This window comes from Paenibacillus caui (genome assembly GCF_019904135.1).
In the GTDB taxonomy this organism is placed as follows: domain Bacteria; phylum Bacillota; class Bacilli; order Paenibacillales; family Paenibacillaceae; genus Fontibacillus; species Fontibacillus caui.
Genome location: NZ_JAIOGQ010000049.1, coordinates 1 through 17,006 on the forward strand (window position 1 = coordinate 1; position 17,006 = coordinate 17,006).

Genomic DNA, 17,006 nt, shown 5'->3' on the forward strand with positions numbered 1-17,006 from the left:
TCATTTTGAATCTGACGAGATTAGATGAAACTCGAATGAACATTCAAGCCATCCTAAATTCTCTTAAATCCGGATTTTACATCCGTAAAATCCTCTCACTCGTTGTTCAGTTTTCAAAGATCAAACTCATTTTTTGTTTATCGCTTCATTTCAGCGACAACTCTTATATCATATCACTTTCACAACCGTTTGGCAAGAACTTTTTTTAAAAAAAATAATTTTCAATCACACAAGTTCTTGTCCAATCGGATCAGCCATACTTAGTATCAAACGGCCGGAATAAGAATATACCACATACCCAAGACAGTTAGCAAGCATTTTCCCAAAAAAAAATCTTCCAAACTATACATACCAATTCCAAGCCGCCGATCCCTTCCTTATAAAGTCAAGAAGAAACGGCGGCTTTTTGCCGAAATTCTAAAGATCCTGCATGATTTTACGTCCCGTCGGCGTTTGGGCAAGACCGCCTTTTGCGGTTTCACGGTGTTTTTCAGGCATGGATGATCCTACCTCCATCATAACCTGAATTACCTCATCCGATGGAATGACGCTCCGGACGCCTGCAAGCGCCATGTCAGCCGCAGCAAGCGCTGTGACCGCGCCAAATCCGTTACGTACAATACAAGGGACTTCCACCAGACCTCCAACCGGATCACAGATCAGGCCAAGCGTATTCTTCAAAGCAAGCCCCACGGCATGAACGGCCTGAGCGGGCGTTCCTCCCCGAAGTTCGACCAGTGCCCCGGCAGCCATCCCGATTGCCGATCCAATCTCTGCCTGGCAGCCGCCTTCAGCGCCAGAAATGAATGAATTGTTGGCAATGACATAACCAATTGCGCCGGCAGCAAACAGGCCATACACCATATGTTCGTCGCTCCAGCCAAACCGTTTCTGGGAGCTCACAAAAACACCCGGAATCACCCCGCACGATCCTGCAGTAGGCGTGGCTACAATCCTTCCCATGGAAGCATTCACTTCAGATACGGCCAGCGCGTAAGCCATCACTTCTCCCGCAGCACCGCCCAGATTCATTTCCTGTTGGGTGCCGTAGTTCACCACTCGCTGAGCGTCCATACCGGTCAACCCGCTCGGCGATGTCGTATTTTCCGTAAGTCCCCGTTCTACCGCCTCTTTCATAACCTCGTAATATTGAGCCATTGTAGAAAACTCAGCTTCGGGCGATCGGCCCGATTCCAGGCTTTGCTCCTCAACCATTAACCGGCCGATGGATAAGCTCCGCTCCGCGCAAAGGGATGCCAACTCATCCAGCGTTTTAAAATTCATTTTTTAATCCTCCTTAGGCAGTACCATCCATTCAGAAGAGATTGACTTTTGGGACAGATCGACAGTTGCGATTGAAACCAACCCGTCCATTTTGCCGATCTGACCGACAATCTCTGGGTGAATCTCCCCGTCAATTTCAACTACCGTCATCGCGTTTCCGCTGCGGCTTTTACGATCCACGGACATATGGGCAATATTGGTCCCTCTTGAGCTTAATGTGTTGGTTATATATGCGATCACTCCGGGATGATCATGATGCTGTATGACTAGCGTCGGGTATGTCCCGGTCATTTTAATGTTAAAATCATCAACTTCAATAATTTCAACATTGCCGCCGCCAATCGAAATGCCTGTCATTGTAAGTCTCTGCTTGCCGCCATCTGCCGACAAAATCAAGCGGGCCGTATTGGGATGGCGAATAGCGCCCCGTCCCTCTTCAAAAGATACAACCAGCCCCGACTGCCCGGCGATTTCCAAAGCATCGGGAATCCGCGAATCGTCGGTGTCATAATCCAGCAGCCCTCCGACGATAGCACGATCTGTACCGTGCCCCTGATAGGTAGCTGCAAAAGATCCAAAAAACACAATGACCGCTTTATCCGGCTGCCGTCCGAATAAATGGCGAGCCGCGCGGCCGATTCTCGCCGCCCCTGCCGTATGGGAGCTGGAAGGCCCCACCATAACCGGCCCAATAATTGAAAATACATCCTTAAATCGCATCACTAAAGGAGCCTCCGTACTATACTATCAAGTAATACAACATATGGTCCATTTAAGAACAATGTGCAAGCTTCAGGTCAATCCGCCGAATATCCGATATGGCCGTTCACCACGGTCATTCTGACCTTGACGTTAAGCAGCTCTTGCGGATCCTCTGCAATGTTCCGGTCGATAACCGTGAAATCAGCCGCTTTGCCGGCCGCAATAAAGCCCCGGGTCTTTCCTTCAGAAACCGCCGAGGCGCTGCCCTTGGTGAACAAATCAACCGCCTCCTGCAGTGACAGCTTTTCTTGCGGCAAGTAACCTTCATGCTGCTGCCCGGGTTTACATCTTGTTACAGCGGCATGAATGCCGAGGAACGGGTCAAGCGGTTCAATCGGGGCGTCGCTGCCTCCAGCGCAAACAACCCCTGCATTCAGCAGCTTCCTCCAGGCATACAAATAGCCCGTCCGCTGCTCGCCCACCCGATCCAGCACCCATGGAAAGTCACTCGCGACAAACCGGGGCTGGATATCGGCGATCAAAGGAAGACGCTTCATCCGTGCTGCCAGCGAATGGTCCAAAACCTGCGCGTGTATAAAACGGTCAGGCAGACCTGAAGCAGGGTTCAGCGGGTTCTTGTCCATTGCAGTGAGTGTTAAATCAGCCGCCCCATCGCCGATAGCATGAACCGCAACGGGATAGCCGAGCTTCCGGGCTTTGGCAACAATTAAGTGCAGCTGCTCCTCCGTCTGAATCGCCATCCCCCTCGTATCCGGGGCATCGCTGTAAGGCTCCTTCAACAAAGCCGTGCGTCCACCGATAGCCCCGTCTGCAAAGATTTTGGCAGCCCCGATCCGGAGCCATTCATCGCCCGCGCCCGCTTGAATACCCAGCTCCTTTGCTTCATCAAGAAAAGGATGATAGATCAGCTGATGGGTGCGAAAAGCGATTCCTTCTTCCCGGAGCTCGCGATGAATGCACAGCATCGTCTCCACGCTGCCTAGAAATCTCAAATCCTCCGTATGAGAACCAGTCAAGCCGAGCCGCAGCGCATCCAGACAAGCCCGGCGAATCGCTTCCTTTTTCCCATGGTAATCGGGTTCGGGCTGTATCTTATACAAGAGCGCGCTCGCATTCTCATAAACCCAACCGTTCAATCCTCCGGACTCGTTACGCCCAAACGCACCTGAATCCGGATCTGGCGTGTCATCCGAAATGCCTGCCCGGCGAAACGCTTCTGAATTGGCCAAAAAGGCGTGAAAACAGGTCCGTGTCAAAAAAATGGGGTGCCTGTCCGAGATCGCATCGAGTTCGGCGAGATCAGGAGCTGCCTGCGGATTGAATTCATTTTCATTCCAGTTAAGCCCCAAAATCCATTCGCCCGGCGGCGTTACCGCTGCACGTTCCCGTATGAGGCGCAGCATCTCTTCCTTGGAAGAAACTCCCGTAAAATCAAGCATATCGAGCTTCATGCCGTGCATACCGAGATGCATATGGGAATCGACCAGACCCGGAAGGACATAACTCCCGCCCCAGTCCACAATTTTGATCCCCTTGCCTGCAAGCTCAAGTTTCAAATCGGCCGAACGACCCACCGCGCGAATCATTCCGTTCTCCACATAAACCGCATCGCTATTCTCTTCTCCAGAATTAAAAGAGAAAATGCCATTTACAAATAAAAGTGAAGACATGTCTCAGCTCCTCTCCATATCGTGCCGGCTCTATTAAAAAGTCGTGTACGTATCATCTTCGACATCATATTCACCATCATCCTAGACTCGATTATACAACCGGATTTCCGATTCAGAAAGCTACCCGCGTCACCGCGTTAAAATCGTTCTCCCCTGTTATCAAAGCTAAGCGAAATAAATATTATATAAGAAAAAACGCAAGTCTCCTTTCTTTTAAATGAAAAAGATCCCTCACATATCTGTAACCCATGTGAATATACTTTACTTACAATAGGTTTCACTTTGAGGCAATTGACTTCTACGGGGAGGTGCCGCTAATGTCTTCATCGCAGGCTTACAATTTCGTTGTTTCGCGCGAAGATTGGTCCCTGCACCGGAAAGGTTACCAGGATCAACAGCGCCATCAGCAAAAAATTAAAGATGCCATCAAAGAGAACCTGTCCGATTTGATTTCCGAAGAAAATATTATCATGTCGGACGGCAAACAAATTGTGAAAATCCCGCTGCGCAATCTGGAAGAATACCGGTTTGTCCATAACTTTAACAAGCAAAAGCATGTCGGCCAGGGTGACGGCAGCTCCGAAGTAGGCGATGTCATTGCCAGGGAGCGGCCAGGCAAATCGGGCAAAGGCGGGAAAGGCGGAGAAGCAGGAGATCAGCCGGGCGAGGACGTCGTCGAAGCCGAAGTGAATATCGAAGATCTGGAAGAGATTCTGTTCAGCGAAATGGAGCTTCCCCATCTTAAGAATAAAGACAAACAGGAACTGGAAACCGAGGCGATCCGTTTTAATGACATCCGTAAAAAAGGCATTATGTCCAACATCGACAAGAAACGCACCATTCTCGAGAATCTCCGCCGCAACTCCCGTCAGGGCCAGCCAGGCATACACGGCATTTCGCCGGACGATCTGCGCTATAAAACATGGGAAGAAATCGTGATTCCCCGGTCCAATGCCGTCATTATAGCTATGATGGATACCTCGGGATCTATGGGTTCATTCGAAAAGTACTGCGCAAGAAGCTTCTTCTTCTGGATGACCCGATTTTTGCGAAAACAATATGAAAAAGTGGAAATTGTATTTATTGCCCACCATACCGAAGCTAAAGAAGTGTCCGAAGAGGATTTCTTCACCCGGGGTGAAAGCGGCGGAACGATCTGTTCCTCGGCCTATCTTAAAGCGCTTGAGATCATTGACAGCCGCTACTCGCCGTCCAGCTACAATATTTATCCGTTCCATTTCTCGGACGGCGATAATTTGACTTCTGACAATGAACGATGCGTCAAGCTGATTGACGAACTTTTGAAACGAAGCAATATTTTTGGCTACGGGGAAGTGAACCAATACAACCGAAGCAGCACGCTGATGTCCGCCTACCGCAATATTAAAAAAACTGAGTTTATCCATTATGTAATCAAGGAGCGCGGCGAGGTTTACCATGCATTGAAGCATTTCTTTCTAAAACGCGAGGCAAGCGTGTAGTCAGTCGCTTTATTCCCGACCAGGAGGGCAGGACTTTCTTTGCGGCAGCCGAACCTAACGAAATAAAAGGCCGGATTCAAGTGAACCGGCCTTTTGTGTATTACTCCCAGGGGTATTCGGTTGTCAAAAAGGCAGCAAGTTCCCGGCTTGCCTGACGGCGATGCCGGCGCTGCTCCGCCCTGGCGGGAGCCGTTTGGTGAAGCTTGATTTCCTCTTCCGTTTCAGGAATCACTTCCGGTACCAGCAATTTCTGATTATTCTCATCCATGGCCACAAAAGTCAGAAAAGCGGTCGCAGCAATGACCTTGTCGCCTGTCTTTAAATTTTCGCGCACGATTTTCACGAAAATTTCCATGGAGCTTCGGCCGGTCCACGTCACGAAGGCCTCAAGCATAACGGAATCGCTCGGGGTGATCGGGTACAAAAAATCAACGGAGTCCGTTGAAGCCGTGACCGTATTTCCTCTGCACAGCTTGGCTGCCGCAATGGAAGCTATATCATCGATGTAGGACATCAGCCTGCCGCCAAACAAGGTATTATGGTTGTTTACATCACTCGGAAACACTCTGGCTGTCTTGAAACAGCGGGTTTCTCTCACATATTTGCAAGCGCGCTCCATATCCTTCTCATCCTTCTCTTTATCGACTGATAGTCATTTTGACACGATTATACTACATTTCACAGAATTTCATGCAGCCTCGGGCGCGTTGTCATGTTCCTGCCAGGCTTGCCATAAGTATAGACTGACCGAATTTAGACCATGCGGAGGGATCGAAATGTATCAGGATGAAATAGAGCAACTGGAACGGGCCATAGCCCAAATCACCGAAATCGCCAAAGGATTCGGTCTTGACTTTTATCCCATGCGGTATGAGATTTGCCCGGCTGACATCATTTATACATTCGGCGCTTACGGCATGCCCACTCGCTTTAGCCATTGGAGCTTCGGTAAAAGCTTCAATAAAATGAAAATGCAGTATGACCTCGGGCTCAGCAAAATTTACGAGCTTGTGATCAATTCCAATCCCTGCTATGCCTTTCTGCTCGACGGCAACTCCTTGATCCAGAATAAACTGATCGTGGCCCATGTGCTCGCTCACTGTGATTTCTTCAAAAACAACGTCCGTTTCTCGAGTTCCAACCGGGATATGGTGGAGAGCATGTCCGCTACCGCCGAACGAATCGCGCAATATGAAATGAATTATGGCGCCCAAACGGTCGAAAAATTTATCGATGCCGTTCTGGCCATCCAGGAACAAGTGGATCCCCAGATCATCAAACCGCGCAAGCTCGATAAACGCAGATATATGGAAGAGAAAATAAAAGAGGCAAAGCAGTCTCTAAAGGAAGGTCCGCCGGAGGGCGAATATTACGATCTTTGGTCTTTGGACGATTTGCAAGCGGATCATCAGGACGCAGATGAAGAAGCCGTCCGCATCCCGTTCCCTCCTGAACCGGAAAAGGATATCATGTGGTTTATCCAGGAATATTCGGAGATGCTGGAAGACTGGCAGCGCGACATCATGAGCATGCTCCGGGAAGAAATGCTGTATTTCTGGCCGCAGATGGAGACCAAGATCATGAACGAAGGCTGGGCCTCGTATTGGCACCAGCGCATTATTCGCGAACTGGATCTGACCAGCGAGGAAACGATTGAATACGCGAAGCTCAATTCTTCGGTTGTGCAGCCGTCCACCCAAAGCCTGAACCCCTACTATCTAGGTTTGAAAATATTTGAGGACATCGAGCGGCGCTGGGATTCCCCGACCGAGGAGGAACGCGAACGGCTAGGGCGCAAGCCCGGCAAGGGCCGCGAGAAAATTTTCGAAGTTCGCGAACTGGATATGGACACCTCGTTCATTCGCAACTACCTGACGAAAGACCTGGTCAAAGACCTCGATTTATATGTTTTCGAGAAACAGGGGCCGGAATGGAAAATCACCGACAAAACGTGGGAGAACATCCGCGATCAGCTCGTCTATTCCCGGGTGAATGGCGGTTGTCCGTATATTGTCGTTTCCGATGGGGATTACCACCGAACGGGCGAGCTGCTGCTGCAGCATCAATATGAAGGAATTGAGCTGGATCTAAAATATTTGGAGCGCACTCTTCCTTACGTGTACAGCCTTTGGGGCCACCCCGTTCATATCGAGACCGTTGTCGAAGGACAGAAAGCCTTGTTCAGCTACGACGGGAAGAAGCATTCCCGCAAAATTATACAGGCCTGAAAAACTGCAGCCGTTCCCGCCAGCCACATAGCAGATGCCCCTACGGGAGAACCCTTTCGCTTGGGCATCTGTTTGATTATGCCCGCTTAACGGTAAAGACGGGAATGTCTTATATGTTATAATGGAGCAACCATAAGGCCCAATCAATGGAATTTTTAGATTAAGGAAAGGACTTGTCCATAACCATGCATACATCCGAACAGGTCATACCCTACCTGCAGCATGACGACAGTATCGTCAGCAATGGCGCGATCCAATATTTTGCCGAAACCTTCAATTACGCCGACGGAATCATGAAGCTTCTGCTGAGCAAACTCCGGAGCAGCGCGAATCCGGACCAAACTTATCTGCACATGGCATACCAATTCCCGCAAACCTCGTCCACGGTAGCTGAAATCATGGACATGCTCCGCAGCGGTTCGGTAAAAGGCAATGCCCGCGTTCATCTGGCTCAAATTTTGCTGAACAGCGCTCCCACTCTGCTGGAGCCTGTGCTTGAGTCGCTTCAGACCTTTTCCCCTGAAACGGCGGCGAAAGCCGAAGAACATATCCGTATCGGCCAGTTGAACCAAGGCGAGCTAAAGGCGGCCTTCGAGCAGATGCTTGCTGCCAGCCGCGGGCTTGATTACGGAGATCTGGAATTTGATTATCTCGATTACCTGGTGAACGAGATCGTCAAGAAACAGGCGATTTCCTCTAAGCAGGTGATGAAAAAGCTGGACGGCGCCGATCCCGCCGATCCCGGGAACTATGAAGCGGTCTATTACGCTCAGCTCGCCGGTAAGATGAAGCTGTCAGCCGCGGTGCCGATACTGATCGAGTATTTGGCTGCCGATAACGATCTGCTGGCGGAGCAGGCATGCGACGCCCTCGTCCGGATCGGCACGGAAGACGTAATCACCCGTCTTGCGGCGCGTTATGAAACCGAACAGGACGATTATTTCAAGCTCTATGCCGCCGACTGCTTGGGACGAATTCCGCTGCCGTCTGCTGAAATGTCCGTAATCCGGCTGCTTCAGAAAGAAAAAAATTTGACGCATGCAACCAAACTGGCAGGCAGCCTGTGCTTTATGGGCTCCAAGCAAAGCATCCCGGTGGTCGCCAAACTGATTGAAGCCGGCTACGACAACGACTTTCTTGACCTGAGGGAACCGCTCTATATCAACTGCGTCTTGAACGGCGTCTCCTTGCCGCAGCTCGAAGGCTGGAGAAGAACGTTTCTTTAATAAGGCTTCTCCCCATTCACACAACCCGGTCATTTCGCGTAAATATAAAGTAAATATTATTTACAAAACCGCGTCAACCAATACAGTTATTTTCTAATAAATGTAATTTTATGTGCCGAAAAATAATCCAATCACTTATTGGTGTCAAATTTGTTTACATTTAAGCAAATTTTATATATTGTATTATCAAGGAATTGATGAATTCGAAGGAGTGGAAGTCATGACCGGGTTGACCGAGGAACAAAAAATTCAAATTGTGCGCTGTCTCGCCCGTAACCTTCATGCCTATTCCGTCATTCTGTTCGGTTCAGCAGCAGAGCAATCATTATGGAAGGACAGCAATGTGGATGTCGCTTTTTTGTCTGACTCCTCTCTTTCGTCAGAAGCTCATGAACTTGCTGCAACCGAATTATCGGGCTACCTCAACAGGGATGTGATGATCGTGGATTTCAATCAGGTTCATCCTTTCTACAAAGCACAGATCGTCAGCAGCGGTGTCCTGCTGTACGACAAGAAGCCCCTTACCCGCCAATATGTATTCAAGCGCGCGCTAAAGGATTATGTACTGCAAAATCAGGCATAGTACGCTATGAGCGAAGAAGCCTTGCAAGCGGCCTTAAACCAGGCCCGTCGCAGGGCTTCTTCTTTGTGTTTTTTACGGAGGCCACAAAAAGAGACCGGGATCCCCGGTCATGCCCGATCAGCGGTTCAGCAAGCTGCCTACATAACGAAGCAGCTCATTGGCGGAAACGGTCGAATAACCATGCTCATCGACCAGTCTTTTGATAACCTCGTTAATCCTTTTCAGTTGAGCTTCATCCGGCGTTTTCGTAGAAGTGGTAATCTTGACGATATCCTTGAGATCGGCAAACAGCTTTTTCTCAATCGCTTCGCGGAGCCGGTCATGATGATGGTATTCAAACTTCTTGTTCTTTCTGGAATAGGTGGAAATCCGGATCATAATTTCCTCGCGGAACGCCTTCTTGGCATTCTCGGAAATGCCGATCTGTTCTTCAATCGAACGCATCAGGCGCTCATCCGGATCAAGCTCCTCGTCGGTGAGCGGATCACGGATTTTGGTCCAGCTGCAGAAGGCCTCAATATTGTCCAGGTAATTCTCAAACAAGGTTTTGGCCGACTCTTCAAAGGAATAAACAAAAGCCTTCTGAACTTCCTTCTTCGCCAGCTCATCATACTCCTTGCGGGCGATGGAAATGAAATTCAGATAACGCTCCCGCTCTTCTTTCGTAATGGAGGGATGCTGGTCAAGACCGTCCTTGATCGCCCGGAGTATATCGAGCGCGTTGATAGAGTCCAAATTTTGCTTGATGAGGGCGCTTGAGATGCGGTTAATGACATACCGCGGATCGACACCGGACATGCCTTCATCCAGGTATTCGTTTTGGAGTTCCTTAAGATCGGCTTCTTTAAAGCCTTCAATCTCCTCTCCGTCATACAACCGCATTTTTTTATATAGATCAATTCCCTGCTTTTTGCTCTCCTTGAGCCTTGTCAAAATAGAAAAGGTCGCGGCTGCCCGAAGCGCATGAGGCGCTATGTGAACCTTGCTCATGTCGCTCTGCGAGATCAGCTTGGCATAAATCTTCTCTTCTTTCGACACTTTAAGATTGTAGGGGATCGGCATGACAATCATTCGGGATTGCAGCGCCTCGTTCTTTTTGTTCGCAATAAACGTCTTGTACTCGGCTTCATTCGTGTGGGCAATGATCAGTTCATCCGCGCTGATGAGCGCAAAGCGCCCGGCCTTGAAGTTTCCCTCCTGGGTCAGCGACAGCAGGTTCCACAGAAATTTCTCATCGCATTTGAGCATTTCCTGAAACTCCATTAACCCGCGATTCGCTTTGTTCAGTTCGCCATCGAACCGGTAAGCGCGGGGATCGGACTCCGATCCGTACTCCGTAATGGTTGAGAAATCGATGCTTCCGGTCAAGTCCGCGATATCCTGCGACTTCGGATCGGAAGGGCTGAATGTACCGATTCCGACGCGGCTCGCTTCAGACAATATCACACGCTGTACACCCATCTGTTCAATGTCCCCGTAGTATTCGTTCTTTAGTTTGAGCTGGCACACCGGGCACAACTCGCCTTCAATGCGAATGCCGAACTCTTGCTCGAAATCCGGCCGCAGCTCATGCGGAATCATGTGAAGCGGATCCTCATGCATCGGGCATCCTTCGATCGCGTACACGGCGCCGCCCGGGGTCTTGGAAAATTGCTCAAGCCCGCGTTTCAGCATCGTCACGAGCGTGGACTTCCCGCCGCTGACTGGCCCCATCAGCAGCAAAATCCGCTTGCGGACATCCAGCCGCTTTGCAGCAGAATGGAAATATTCCTCAACCAGCTTCTCCAGCGCCCGGTCCAGCCCGTAAAGTTCCGATTCAAAAAACTTGTACTTTTTGTGTCCTCCCTCTTCCTCTACCCCGTAAGAACGAATCATCTCATAAACCCGGGCATGCGCTGTCATAGCGGGTCTGGGATCTTTACGCAATAGTTCGATATATTCTTTAAATGTGCCGCTCCATGCTAGCGATTCATGTTCTGCCCGATAGGCTGCTATTCGTTCGAAAATATCCATGATCGGTACCTCCTGTGCTCCGCTTTTAGTATTCGCATTCTTCCCGCCGCCCTGTTAATGATTTAGTGCCCTGAAACATTTGTAAAAAGGTTAATACATAACTATGCGGCTGCCGCGGGATTATTGCCGCTTTTTTGAAACGAGCACCCAGGTTATGCCCGATAAAAGGAACTGCCAGTATGAGCAATTCAGGAGTCCTTTCGTAATTATGGTAAACTTAAGAAAAAGGAATTATTGTCGGCAGACCGGGCAAACCGCTTTGTGGGAAACGTGGGCCATGCTGCCTGACACGCAAAGGGGAATCAAGGACATGGCTGTTCAGCATGAAACCGAATTATACAAGCCTTTGAAGCTTTTTTTCGAACGGCAGGGCTATGACGTCAAAAGCGAAGTCAGACACTGCGATCTTGTCGGCATACATCCTGAAAGGGAACAACCTCTGATCGTGGAGATCAAAAAGATTTTCAATCTTCCTCTGCTGCTTCAAGGCCTTCAGCGGCAGACGCTGAGCAAGGAAGTTTATGTGGCGGTGGAGCGAAATCGAGCCAAAAAAGGGGCCCATAACCAGCGCTGGAGTGAAATTACGGCCCTGTGCCAGCGGCTGGGCCTTGGTCTCATAACGGTTACGCTCTATAAAACGAAGCCTCCGTTCGTAGAGGTGCTGTGCCGGCCTGCTGCCAGCGATCCGTCCTATTCTTACCTGCCCCGGGTGATCAAACCTCGGGTCAGCCGGCTGATGAACGAATTTCATGAACGTTCCGGAGACTATAACGTAGGGGGCAGCACCGGCCGAAAGCTTTATACCGCCTATAGGGAAAAAGCGCTCAAGGTGGCGGCCGCCGTGAAAAGCGGCGGGGAAATGTCCCCCCGCCAGGCCAAGGAGCTGTCCGGCGTTTCCGCAACCGCAGCCATCATGCAGCGCAATTATTACGGCTGGTTCCGCCGCATCGCCAGGGGCCGCTACTGCCTTACGCCGGAAGGGCTCTCTGCGCTTGAAGAATATGAAGAAATGCTCAGCAGTCTGAAGCAGACGGCGTCAAGCTCAGAACTTTAGCCTGGAAGCGGGCAAGGGGCTGCCTTGATGTTTCTGTGAGCATTCCTGCAATCGGCCGCAGGAAACCGTTTAATCCGCTAGGGCCAACTTCCATTTCCCTGCGTCGTTCGTTATTCTACTGCCGATCCCACCTTGCGGTGAAGGCTTCAAGCTCCCCGGCGATTCGCGCCAGCGCCTGCTTCAGCTGCACGCGGCCGCAGCCCGTGAAGCTGAGCCGGATGAGCCGGTCCGCTTCCGGCGGGGCCTCGGCGTAAGTGAGAGGCCCCGGCAGAAACGCCGCGCCTTCCCGCAGGGAGGCGCGAAGCAATTTATCGCTGCTGCACCCTTCGGGCAGCCGCGCCCAAATATGGCGTCCGCCGCCTTCCAAAGGAGCCGTCCCCTGCCAGGACGGCTCTCTCAGCAGCGACAGGACGAGCTCGCGCCGCTCGCCGTATTCGCGGCGCATCGCTGCTTCATAGGCGGCCGGCGAGAACCGGCCCGCCCCGGCAGACCCGGTGAGCAGGTGCTCCAGCACCCGCTCACCCCACAGGGCGGCGCCCGGCGGCGTCAGCGCCGCCTTCGCCGCGGCCAGCGCGCCGCGGCAGGCGCTGCCGGCGCGGAGCCAGCCGAGCGGCGGCAGATGCGGCTCCAGCGAGCCGATCTGGATGACGCCGCTCTCCCCGGCGCCGCCGGCGCGCTGCCGCTGCAGCGCGAACAGGCTTGGCGTGCCCTCTTCCGCACGCCAGGCAATCCCATGACCGTTGTCCTCCACAACGGTCATGCCATTCCGCTGCGCCGCCTCAAGCAGCGCCTCGCGCCGCTCGAGGCTCCAGCCGCCGCCGGCAATGCCGCCTAGCTGCGGCGCCGGCGATACAATCGCCAGCGGCGGCGCATGTCTGCCGCATGCCGCAGCGAGCGCGTCCGGCAGCATGCCGTCCCGGTCGCCTGCGACCTGGACTGCGGCGGCGCCATGCAGGCGCAGCAGCCGCAGCGTCTCTGGCGCAGCCGGCGCCTCGACCAGCACGGCCGCTCCAGGCTTGACCTTGCAGCGCAGGACAAGGTCGAGCGCCGAGAGACCGCTTGCCGCAAGCAGAAGCTCTTCCGCGCCGGCTCTTGTTCCGCCGGCTTCGCTTATGGCATCCGCCAGCCAGCTGCGCAGGTTCAAGCTTCCGGCAGGGTCGTCTGAACCTCTAAGGTCTGAACTAGAGGACCATGCGGCCGCCGAAGCTTCCCGCAGCGCGTCCCACGGAACAAGCTCCGGATCCGGCCTTTCTTCCGCAAGGGAGATCAGACGCTCATTTTCAGGAGCCCTTCCTCCGTCAGACCCGATCCTTTCCATCCATCTGCCCGCCTCACCGCCGTCAACCTGGCGCATCTTGTTCCCTCCTTATCAGTTTGACCTTTGCAGGTTTACCTTATTGCCTTTATGAACCTATGAAAATCTTGTCAAATTTTGCAAAAAAAATAGGGCCATGATAGAATGAAGACTGGAAAAAAATTAGAAAACTGCAGAGGTGATCCAATGCCATACGCCGCGGAACCTGTTTCCACGCCAACGGAACCACGCAGCAAGAGAACTCGGGGACCATCCGTGAAAGTTTTTTTGGCCGTATGGATTTTGCTGATCGGAGCCGGAATTGTTGCTACCATTTTATACAGCAATCATATGAAAAAAATGATGCTTCAAGAACTGGACGCCAAATGGCAGGCCCAAATTTGGGTCATGCAATCCGACTACCAGACCCAGCTCAAAACACTGAACGGAGAAGTTGCCGAGCTTGAGAACAAAGTCCAAGCCTTCAACGAGCTGCTAACCTTTACCAAAGATAATGCCAGCAACAAAACGGACAACAGCAATCAATTGTACACCCAGCTGAATGAAGTCAAAAAGCAGCTCAGCGAGCTGAAGAAGAAAATGGATCTGCTCCGATGAACATCCGGGTCAAACAGGTTAACCGTTTCTTTTTGCTGGCGACGGCTCCTTTCTTCGGCCTGCTTCTGACGCTCTGGATCAGCAGCCACTCCCTGAACTGGGAGGCGGCAAAGCCGCCCGCCGTGGCCGCTTCGGATCAGACCATTCTGGAACGCACACAGACGATTTCGGCCGGATTGTCCCAGGCGAAGCAAACCGCCCAGTTTACCGTTACTACGATTCGAAAGACATCCGTGCTGTACAAACAAACCACCCGTACTATGAATGATATTGTAGGCACGGCCAAAGCGCAGGTGTCACGGCCTGAGACGATATATAACAACCGCATCGTTTCCAGACTGGGAGTGCCGTATCAGACCGTCCAATCCAGCCGGATCCGGATCGAGCTGTACAGCTTGAACCCGGGAACTTACAAAGGGCACGCCCTGAAGATCAAGCTCAAGGATCCATCGGCAATGAAAATGGTTCTGGGCAAAGACAAGCTTGGCGGAGCGGAAACGACGCTGCAGGCCGTCAAACGCTACGGCGCCGTGGCCGGCATCAATGCGGGAGGATTTGCGGATGCAGGCGGGAAGCGATATCCGCTGAGCACGACGGTCTTGAACGGAAAGTACGTAACAGGGTTTGAACCGAGCTACAAAGATTTAGCCTTTGTCGGATTAAACTCTTCCGGCAAGCTGATTGGCGGGAAATTCTACTCGCAGCAGCAGCTGGACATGCTCGATCCGGTCTTCGGGGCGAGCTTCGTTCCGGTGCTGCTTAGGAGCGGGAACCGGATGGTCCTGCCGGAGAAATGGAAGAGCACGCCTTACCGCGCTCCCCGGACGGTCATTGGCAGTTACAAAGACGATCAGCTGCTGATCATCGTCGTCGACGGCTATGATGAAAATGGCGCGTCCGGCGCAACCCTGGAAGAGCTGCAAAACAAATTGATCAACCTCGGGATCAAAGATGCTTACAACCTGGACGGAGGCGGTTCTTCGTCCCTCATCCTTAACGACCGGGTGGTCAATAGTCCTTCCGACAAAGCCCTTCGGCCCGTACCTACACATTTTCTCTTCTTCAAATAACTTTTACTTCGAGGCGGATTCAGGTACTTTGCGGGGGCCCCGGAAACTTATAAACTGTGTATTGTGCACAAAAAGGGACAAAGAGCATCCTTCCCAAAGGATATTCTTTGTCCCTTTCGTTGCCTGTCAGGGTACGTTATGTATCAGCCCAATTTCCGCAGCGCATTCATTTCGGTGAGACACTGTTTACAAACCGTACGTTCTTTAAACTCCGAAACTTCTTCCATTGAGCCGCAAAATACACATTTCGGACGATAACGCTCCAAAATAATATGGTCTCCCTGCACCAAAATTTCGACAGGATCTCCCTCATTCATCTGATAACGTTTGCGAAGCGATTTAGGCAGAACAATTCGGCCTAATTGATCCACTTTGCGTACAACACCAGCAGGTTTCATCTAATCACCTCTCCCAAAAAAGTAACAGCGGATAGCAGTTTGGTATATAATTCGACATAAATCACTCGAATCCTGCCGAATAATATTTTTTATTCATAATTTTATTTTATTAGCTGTAGATTGAAATAAAAGAGCAAATAGAAAAAAACGTGTTTTGAAAAAAATGGATCAAAACACGCTTCAGTATTAACCTTTGTATCTTACATATTTGTCAAAGTAATCATCATGGCTCCTAATTTAATGCGCCATCATCTCGTGGGCAATATCATGTCCATCCATTTCTGATGGGTAGTAGGTAGGCCAGTTTATGACTTCAGCCAATAAAGCTTTACGGTCGTCACCCCAATACAGGTGGTAGTGACCAGATTCATTCGGATAGATACTATGATCACTAAATTGAATATACCGAGGAACTCCTTCAGCTTCTTTTGCTAGTTTAAATATATATCTTACTCCTCTATTTCCCGCATCATATGTTAGAATTTCGTACCCATCAGAGATATACTCACCAGAATATTCTTTTCCATTTTTGAAGAACGTTACAGTATCCCCTTAAATCACGATACGGTCAACATCTGTTTGATACCCTTTATTATAATACTCCTTATATTCTTCAGCTGTCATGTCGCCTTTATGTTCTGCTTTATAAGAAAATACTTCGTCAAGAGTACCATAATGTAGATATGGATATACAGATTGCCAGTCTCCTTCCCAATCAGAGAGTGAACGATCCTTTACTTGACTGTCTTCAAAATAGCCTTCGTAAATTTGTTCAGTTTCTTCATCATGTGCATGACTATGATCGTGATCATGGTCGTGATTATGGTCGTGATCGTGTTCGTGTTCACTTTCATGTGTGTGACTTTCAGATGTTTGCTCTTTCGTTTTAGAAGAGTCTTCTGCAACTGATGAGGATGGTGTTGCTTCATTAGACTTGCTTTCGGATGAACCTGAAGTCTGACAGCCTGCCAATACTAATAGTGAACTAATAGTTAATATGCTTAACCCCTTTGCAAATGAAATCTTCATTAATAGCACCCCTTTTCTTCAAATCGTAAACATTACGATTAGGATTATACATATATCTTTTGTAAACATCAACGGAAAAATGTTCCAATATTGCTGATTGGATGATCCTATCCAGAAACTAAACTGCCCCTTTAGCTAAATAAGAAAAAACCGAAATTAGAGACAATTTCGGTTAAACTTTTTTCTAAACCGTACATTTTTTTTTAATTGAGCATTTTGCATAATTCCGTGATTGAGAATTAGACAGCAGAATCTAAGGAGTAGTTGGTGGTGTATTTTCGTCTCAGGTGACTTCGGACATAAAAAAGGGCAGACCTGCAGAATTTCTGTTCGTT

The 17,006-nt window shown here is 50.4% G+C and carries 14 protein-coding genes and 1 pseudogene; 7 read left to right on the top strand and 8 right to left on the bottom strand.

Annotation, left to right across the window (positions count from 1 at the left end):
- Positions 1–417 precede the first annotated feature (417 nt).
- The 3 genes from sdaAA to K7397_RS20020 all read right to left on the bottom strand — a co-directional run bounded on the left by sdaAA (position 418) and on the right by K7397_RS20020 (position 3,677).
- Positions 418–1,284 carry an L-serine ammonia-lyase, iron-sulfur-dependent, subunit alpha gene (gene sdaAA / locus K7397_RS20010; RefSeq protein ID WP_223070386.1) on the bottom strand — a complete coding sequence of 289 codons (867 nt, stop codon included), beginning with the start codon at positions 1,282–1,284 and terminating at the stop codon, positions 418–420.
- A gap of 3 nt (positions 1,285–1,287) precedes the next feature.
- Positions 1,288–2,004, bottom strand: coding sequence for an L-serine ammonia-lyase, iron-sulfur-dependent subunit beta (sdaAB, locus tag K7397_RS20015; protein ID WP_223070398.1), 717 nt, complete (start codon positions 2,002–2,004; stop codon positions 1,288–1,290).
- A 77-nt stretch (positions 2,005–2,081) separates the two neighbouring features.
- Complete coding sequence (locus K7397_RS20020; protein WP_223070387.1) at positions 2,082–3,677, bottom strand: amidohydrolase; 1,596 nt, start codon at positions 3,675–3,677, stop codon at positions 2,082–2,084.
- A 317-nt stretch (positions 3,678–3,994) separates the two neighbouring features.
- Between K7397_RS20020 and yhbH the strand changes: the two genes are divergently transcribed.
- A complete protein-coding gene (gene yhbH / locus K7397_RS20025; RefSeq protein WP_223070388.1) occupies positions 3,995–5,158 on the top strand; it encodes a sporulation protein YhbH in 1,164 nt (387 codons plus the stop codon).
- 100 nt (positions 5,159–5,258) lie between these two features.
- Here yhbH and K7397_RS20030 read toward each other — a convergent pair whose 3' ends face one another.
- Entirely contained in the window at positions 5,259–5,777 is a 519-nt protein-coding gene (locus tag K7397_RS20030) for an acyl-CoA thioesterase (protein ID WP_223070389.1), read from the bottom strand.
- A 157-nt stretch (positions 5,778–5,934) separates the two neighbouring features.
- Between K7397_RS20030 and K7397_RS20035 the strand changes: the two genes are divergently transcribed.
- The 3 genes from K7397_RS20035 to mntA all read left to right on the top strand — a co-directional run bounded on the left by K7397_RS20035 (position 5,935) and on the right by mntA (position 9,195).
- Complete coding sequence (locus tag K7397_RS20035; protein WP_223070390.1) at positions 5,935–7,386, top strand: SpoVR family protein; 1,452 nt, start codon at positions 5,935–5,937, stop codon at positions 7,384–7,386.
- A 185-nt stretch (positions 7,387–7,571) separates the two neighbouring features.
- Positions 7,572–8,612: a HEAT repeat domain-containing protein gene (locus K7397_RS20040; protein ID WP_223070391.1), complete on the top strand. Its 1,041-nt coding sequence runs from the start codon at positions 7,572–7,574 to the stop codon at positions 8,610–8,612.
- A 220-nt stretch (positions 8,613–8,832) separates the two neighbouring features.
- A complete protein-coding gene (gene mntA / locus K7397_RS20045; protein ID WP_223070392.1) occupies positions 8,833–9,195 on the top strand; it encodes a type VII toxin-antitoxin system MntA family adenylyltransferase antitoxin in 363 nt (120 codons plus the stop codon).
- A gap of 117 nt (positions 9,196–9,312) precedes the next feature.
- On the opposite strand, the gene K7397_RS20050 is transcribed toward mntA, so the two are convergent.
- Entirely contained in the window at positions 9,313–11,208 is a 1,896-nt protein-coding gene (locus K7397_RS20050; protein ID WP_223070393.1) for a PrkA family serine protein kinase, read from the bottom strand.
- 310 nt (positions 11,209–11,518) lie between these two features.
- Between K7397_RS20050 and K7397_RS20055 the strand changes: the two genes are divergently transcribed.
- Positions 11,519–12,262 carry a DUF2161 domain-containing phosphodiesterase gene (locus K7397_RS20055; protein WP_223070399.1) on the top strand — a complete coding sequence of 248 codons (744 nt, stop codon included), beginning with the start codon at positions 11,519–11,521 and terminating at the stop codon, positions 12,260–12,262.
- A gap of 115 nt (positions 12,263–12,377) precedes the next feature.
- On the opposite strand, the gene K7397_RS20060 is transcribed toward K7397_RS20055, so the two are convergent.
- Complete coding sequence (locus tag K7397_RS20060) at positions 12,378–13,616, bottom strand: aminotransferase-like domain-containing protein (RefSeq protein WP_223070394.1); 1,239 nt, start codon at positions 13,614–13,616, stop codon at positions 12,378–12,380.
- 147 nt (positions 13,617–13,763) lie between these two features.
- On the opposite strand from K7397_RS20060, the gene K7397_RS20065 reads away from it, so the two are divergent.
- Together K7397_RS20065 and K7397_RS20070 are read left to right on the top strand one after the other, a co-directional pair.
- Positions 13,764–14,174 carry a hypothetical protein gene (locus tag K7397_RS20065; RefSeq protein WP_223070395.1) on the top strand — a complete coding sequence of 137 codons (411 nt, stop codon included), beginning with the start codon at positions 13,764–13,766 and terminating at the stop codon, positions 14,172–14,174.
- The gene (locus tag K7397_RS20070; protein WP_223070396.1) at positions 14,171–15,244 is read left to right on the top strand and encodes a phosphodiester glycosidase family protein; all 1,074 of its coding nucleotides are present in this window, start codon (positions 14,171–14,173) and stop codon (positions 15,242–15,244) included. Before K7397_RS20065 ends, K7397_RS20070 begins: the two co-directional genes overlap by 4 nt.
- Positions 15,245–15,387: 143 nt before the next feature.
- Here K7397_RS20070 and K7397_RS20075 read toward each other — a convergent pair whose 3' ends face one another.
- Both K7397_RS20075 and K7397_RS20080 read right to left on the bottom strand, forming a co-directional pair.
- On the bottom strand, positions 15,388–15,642 hold the full coding sequence (locus K7397_RS20075; RefSeq protein WP_223070397.1) for an AbrB/MazE/SpoVT family DNA-binding domain-containing protein: 255 nt from the start codon (positions 15,640–15,642) through the stop codon (positions 15,388–15,390).
- Positions 15,643–15,879: 237 nt separating this feature from the next.
- Positions 15,880–16,671, bottom strand: a pseudogene (locus K7397_RS20080) (metal-binding protein ZinT).
- Positions 16,672–17,006: the final 335 nt, after the last annotated feature.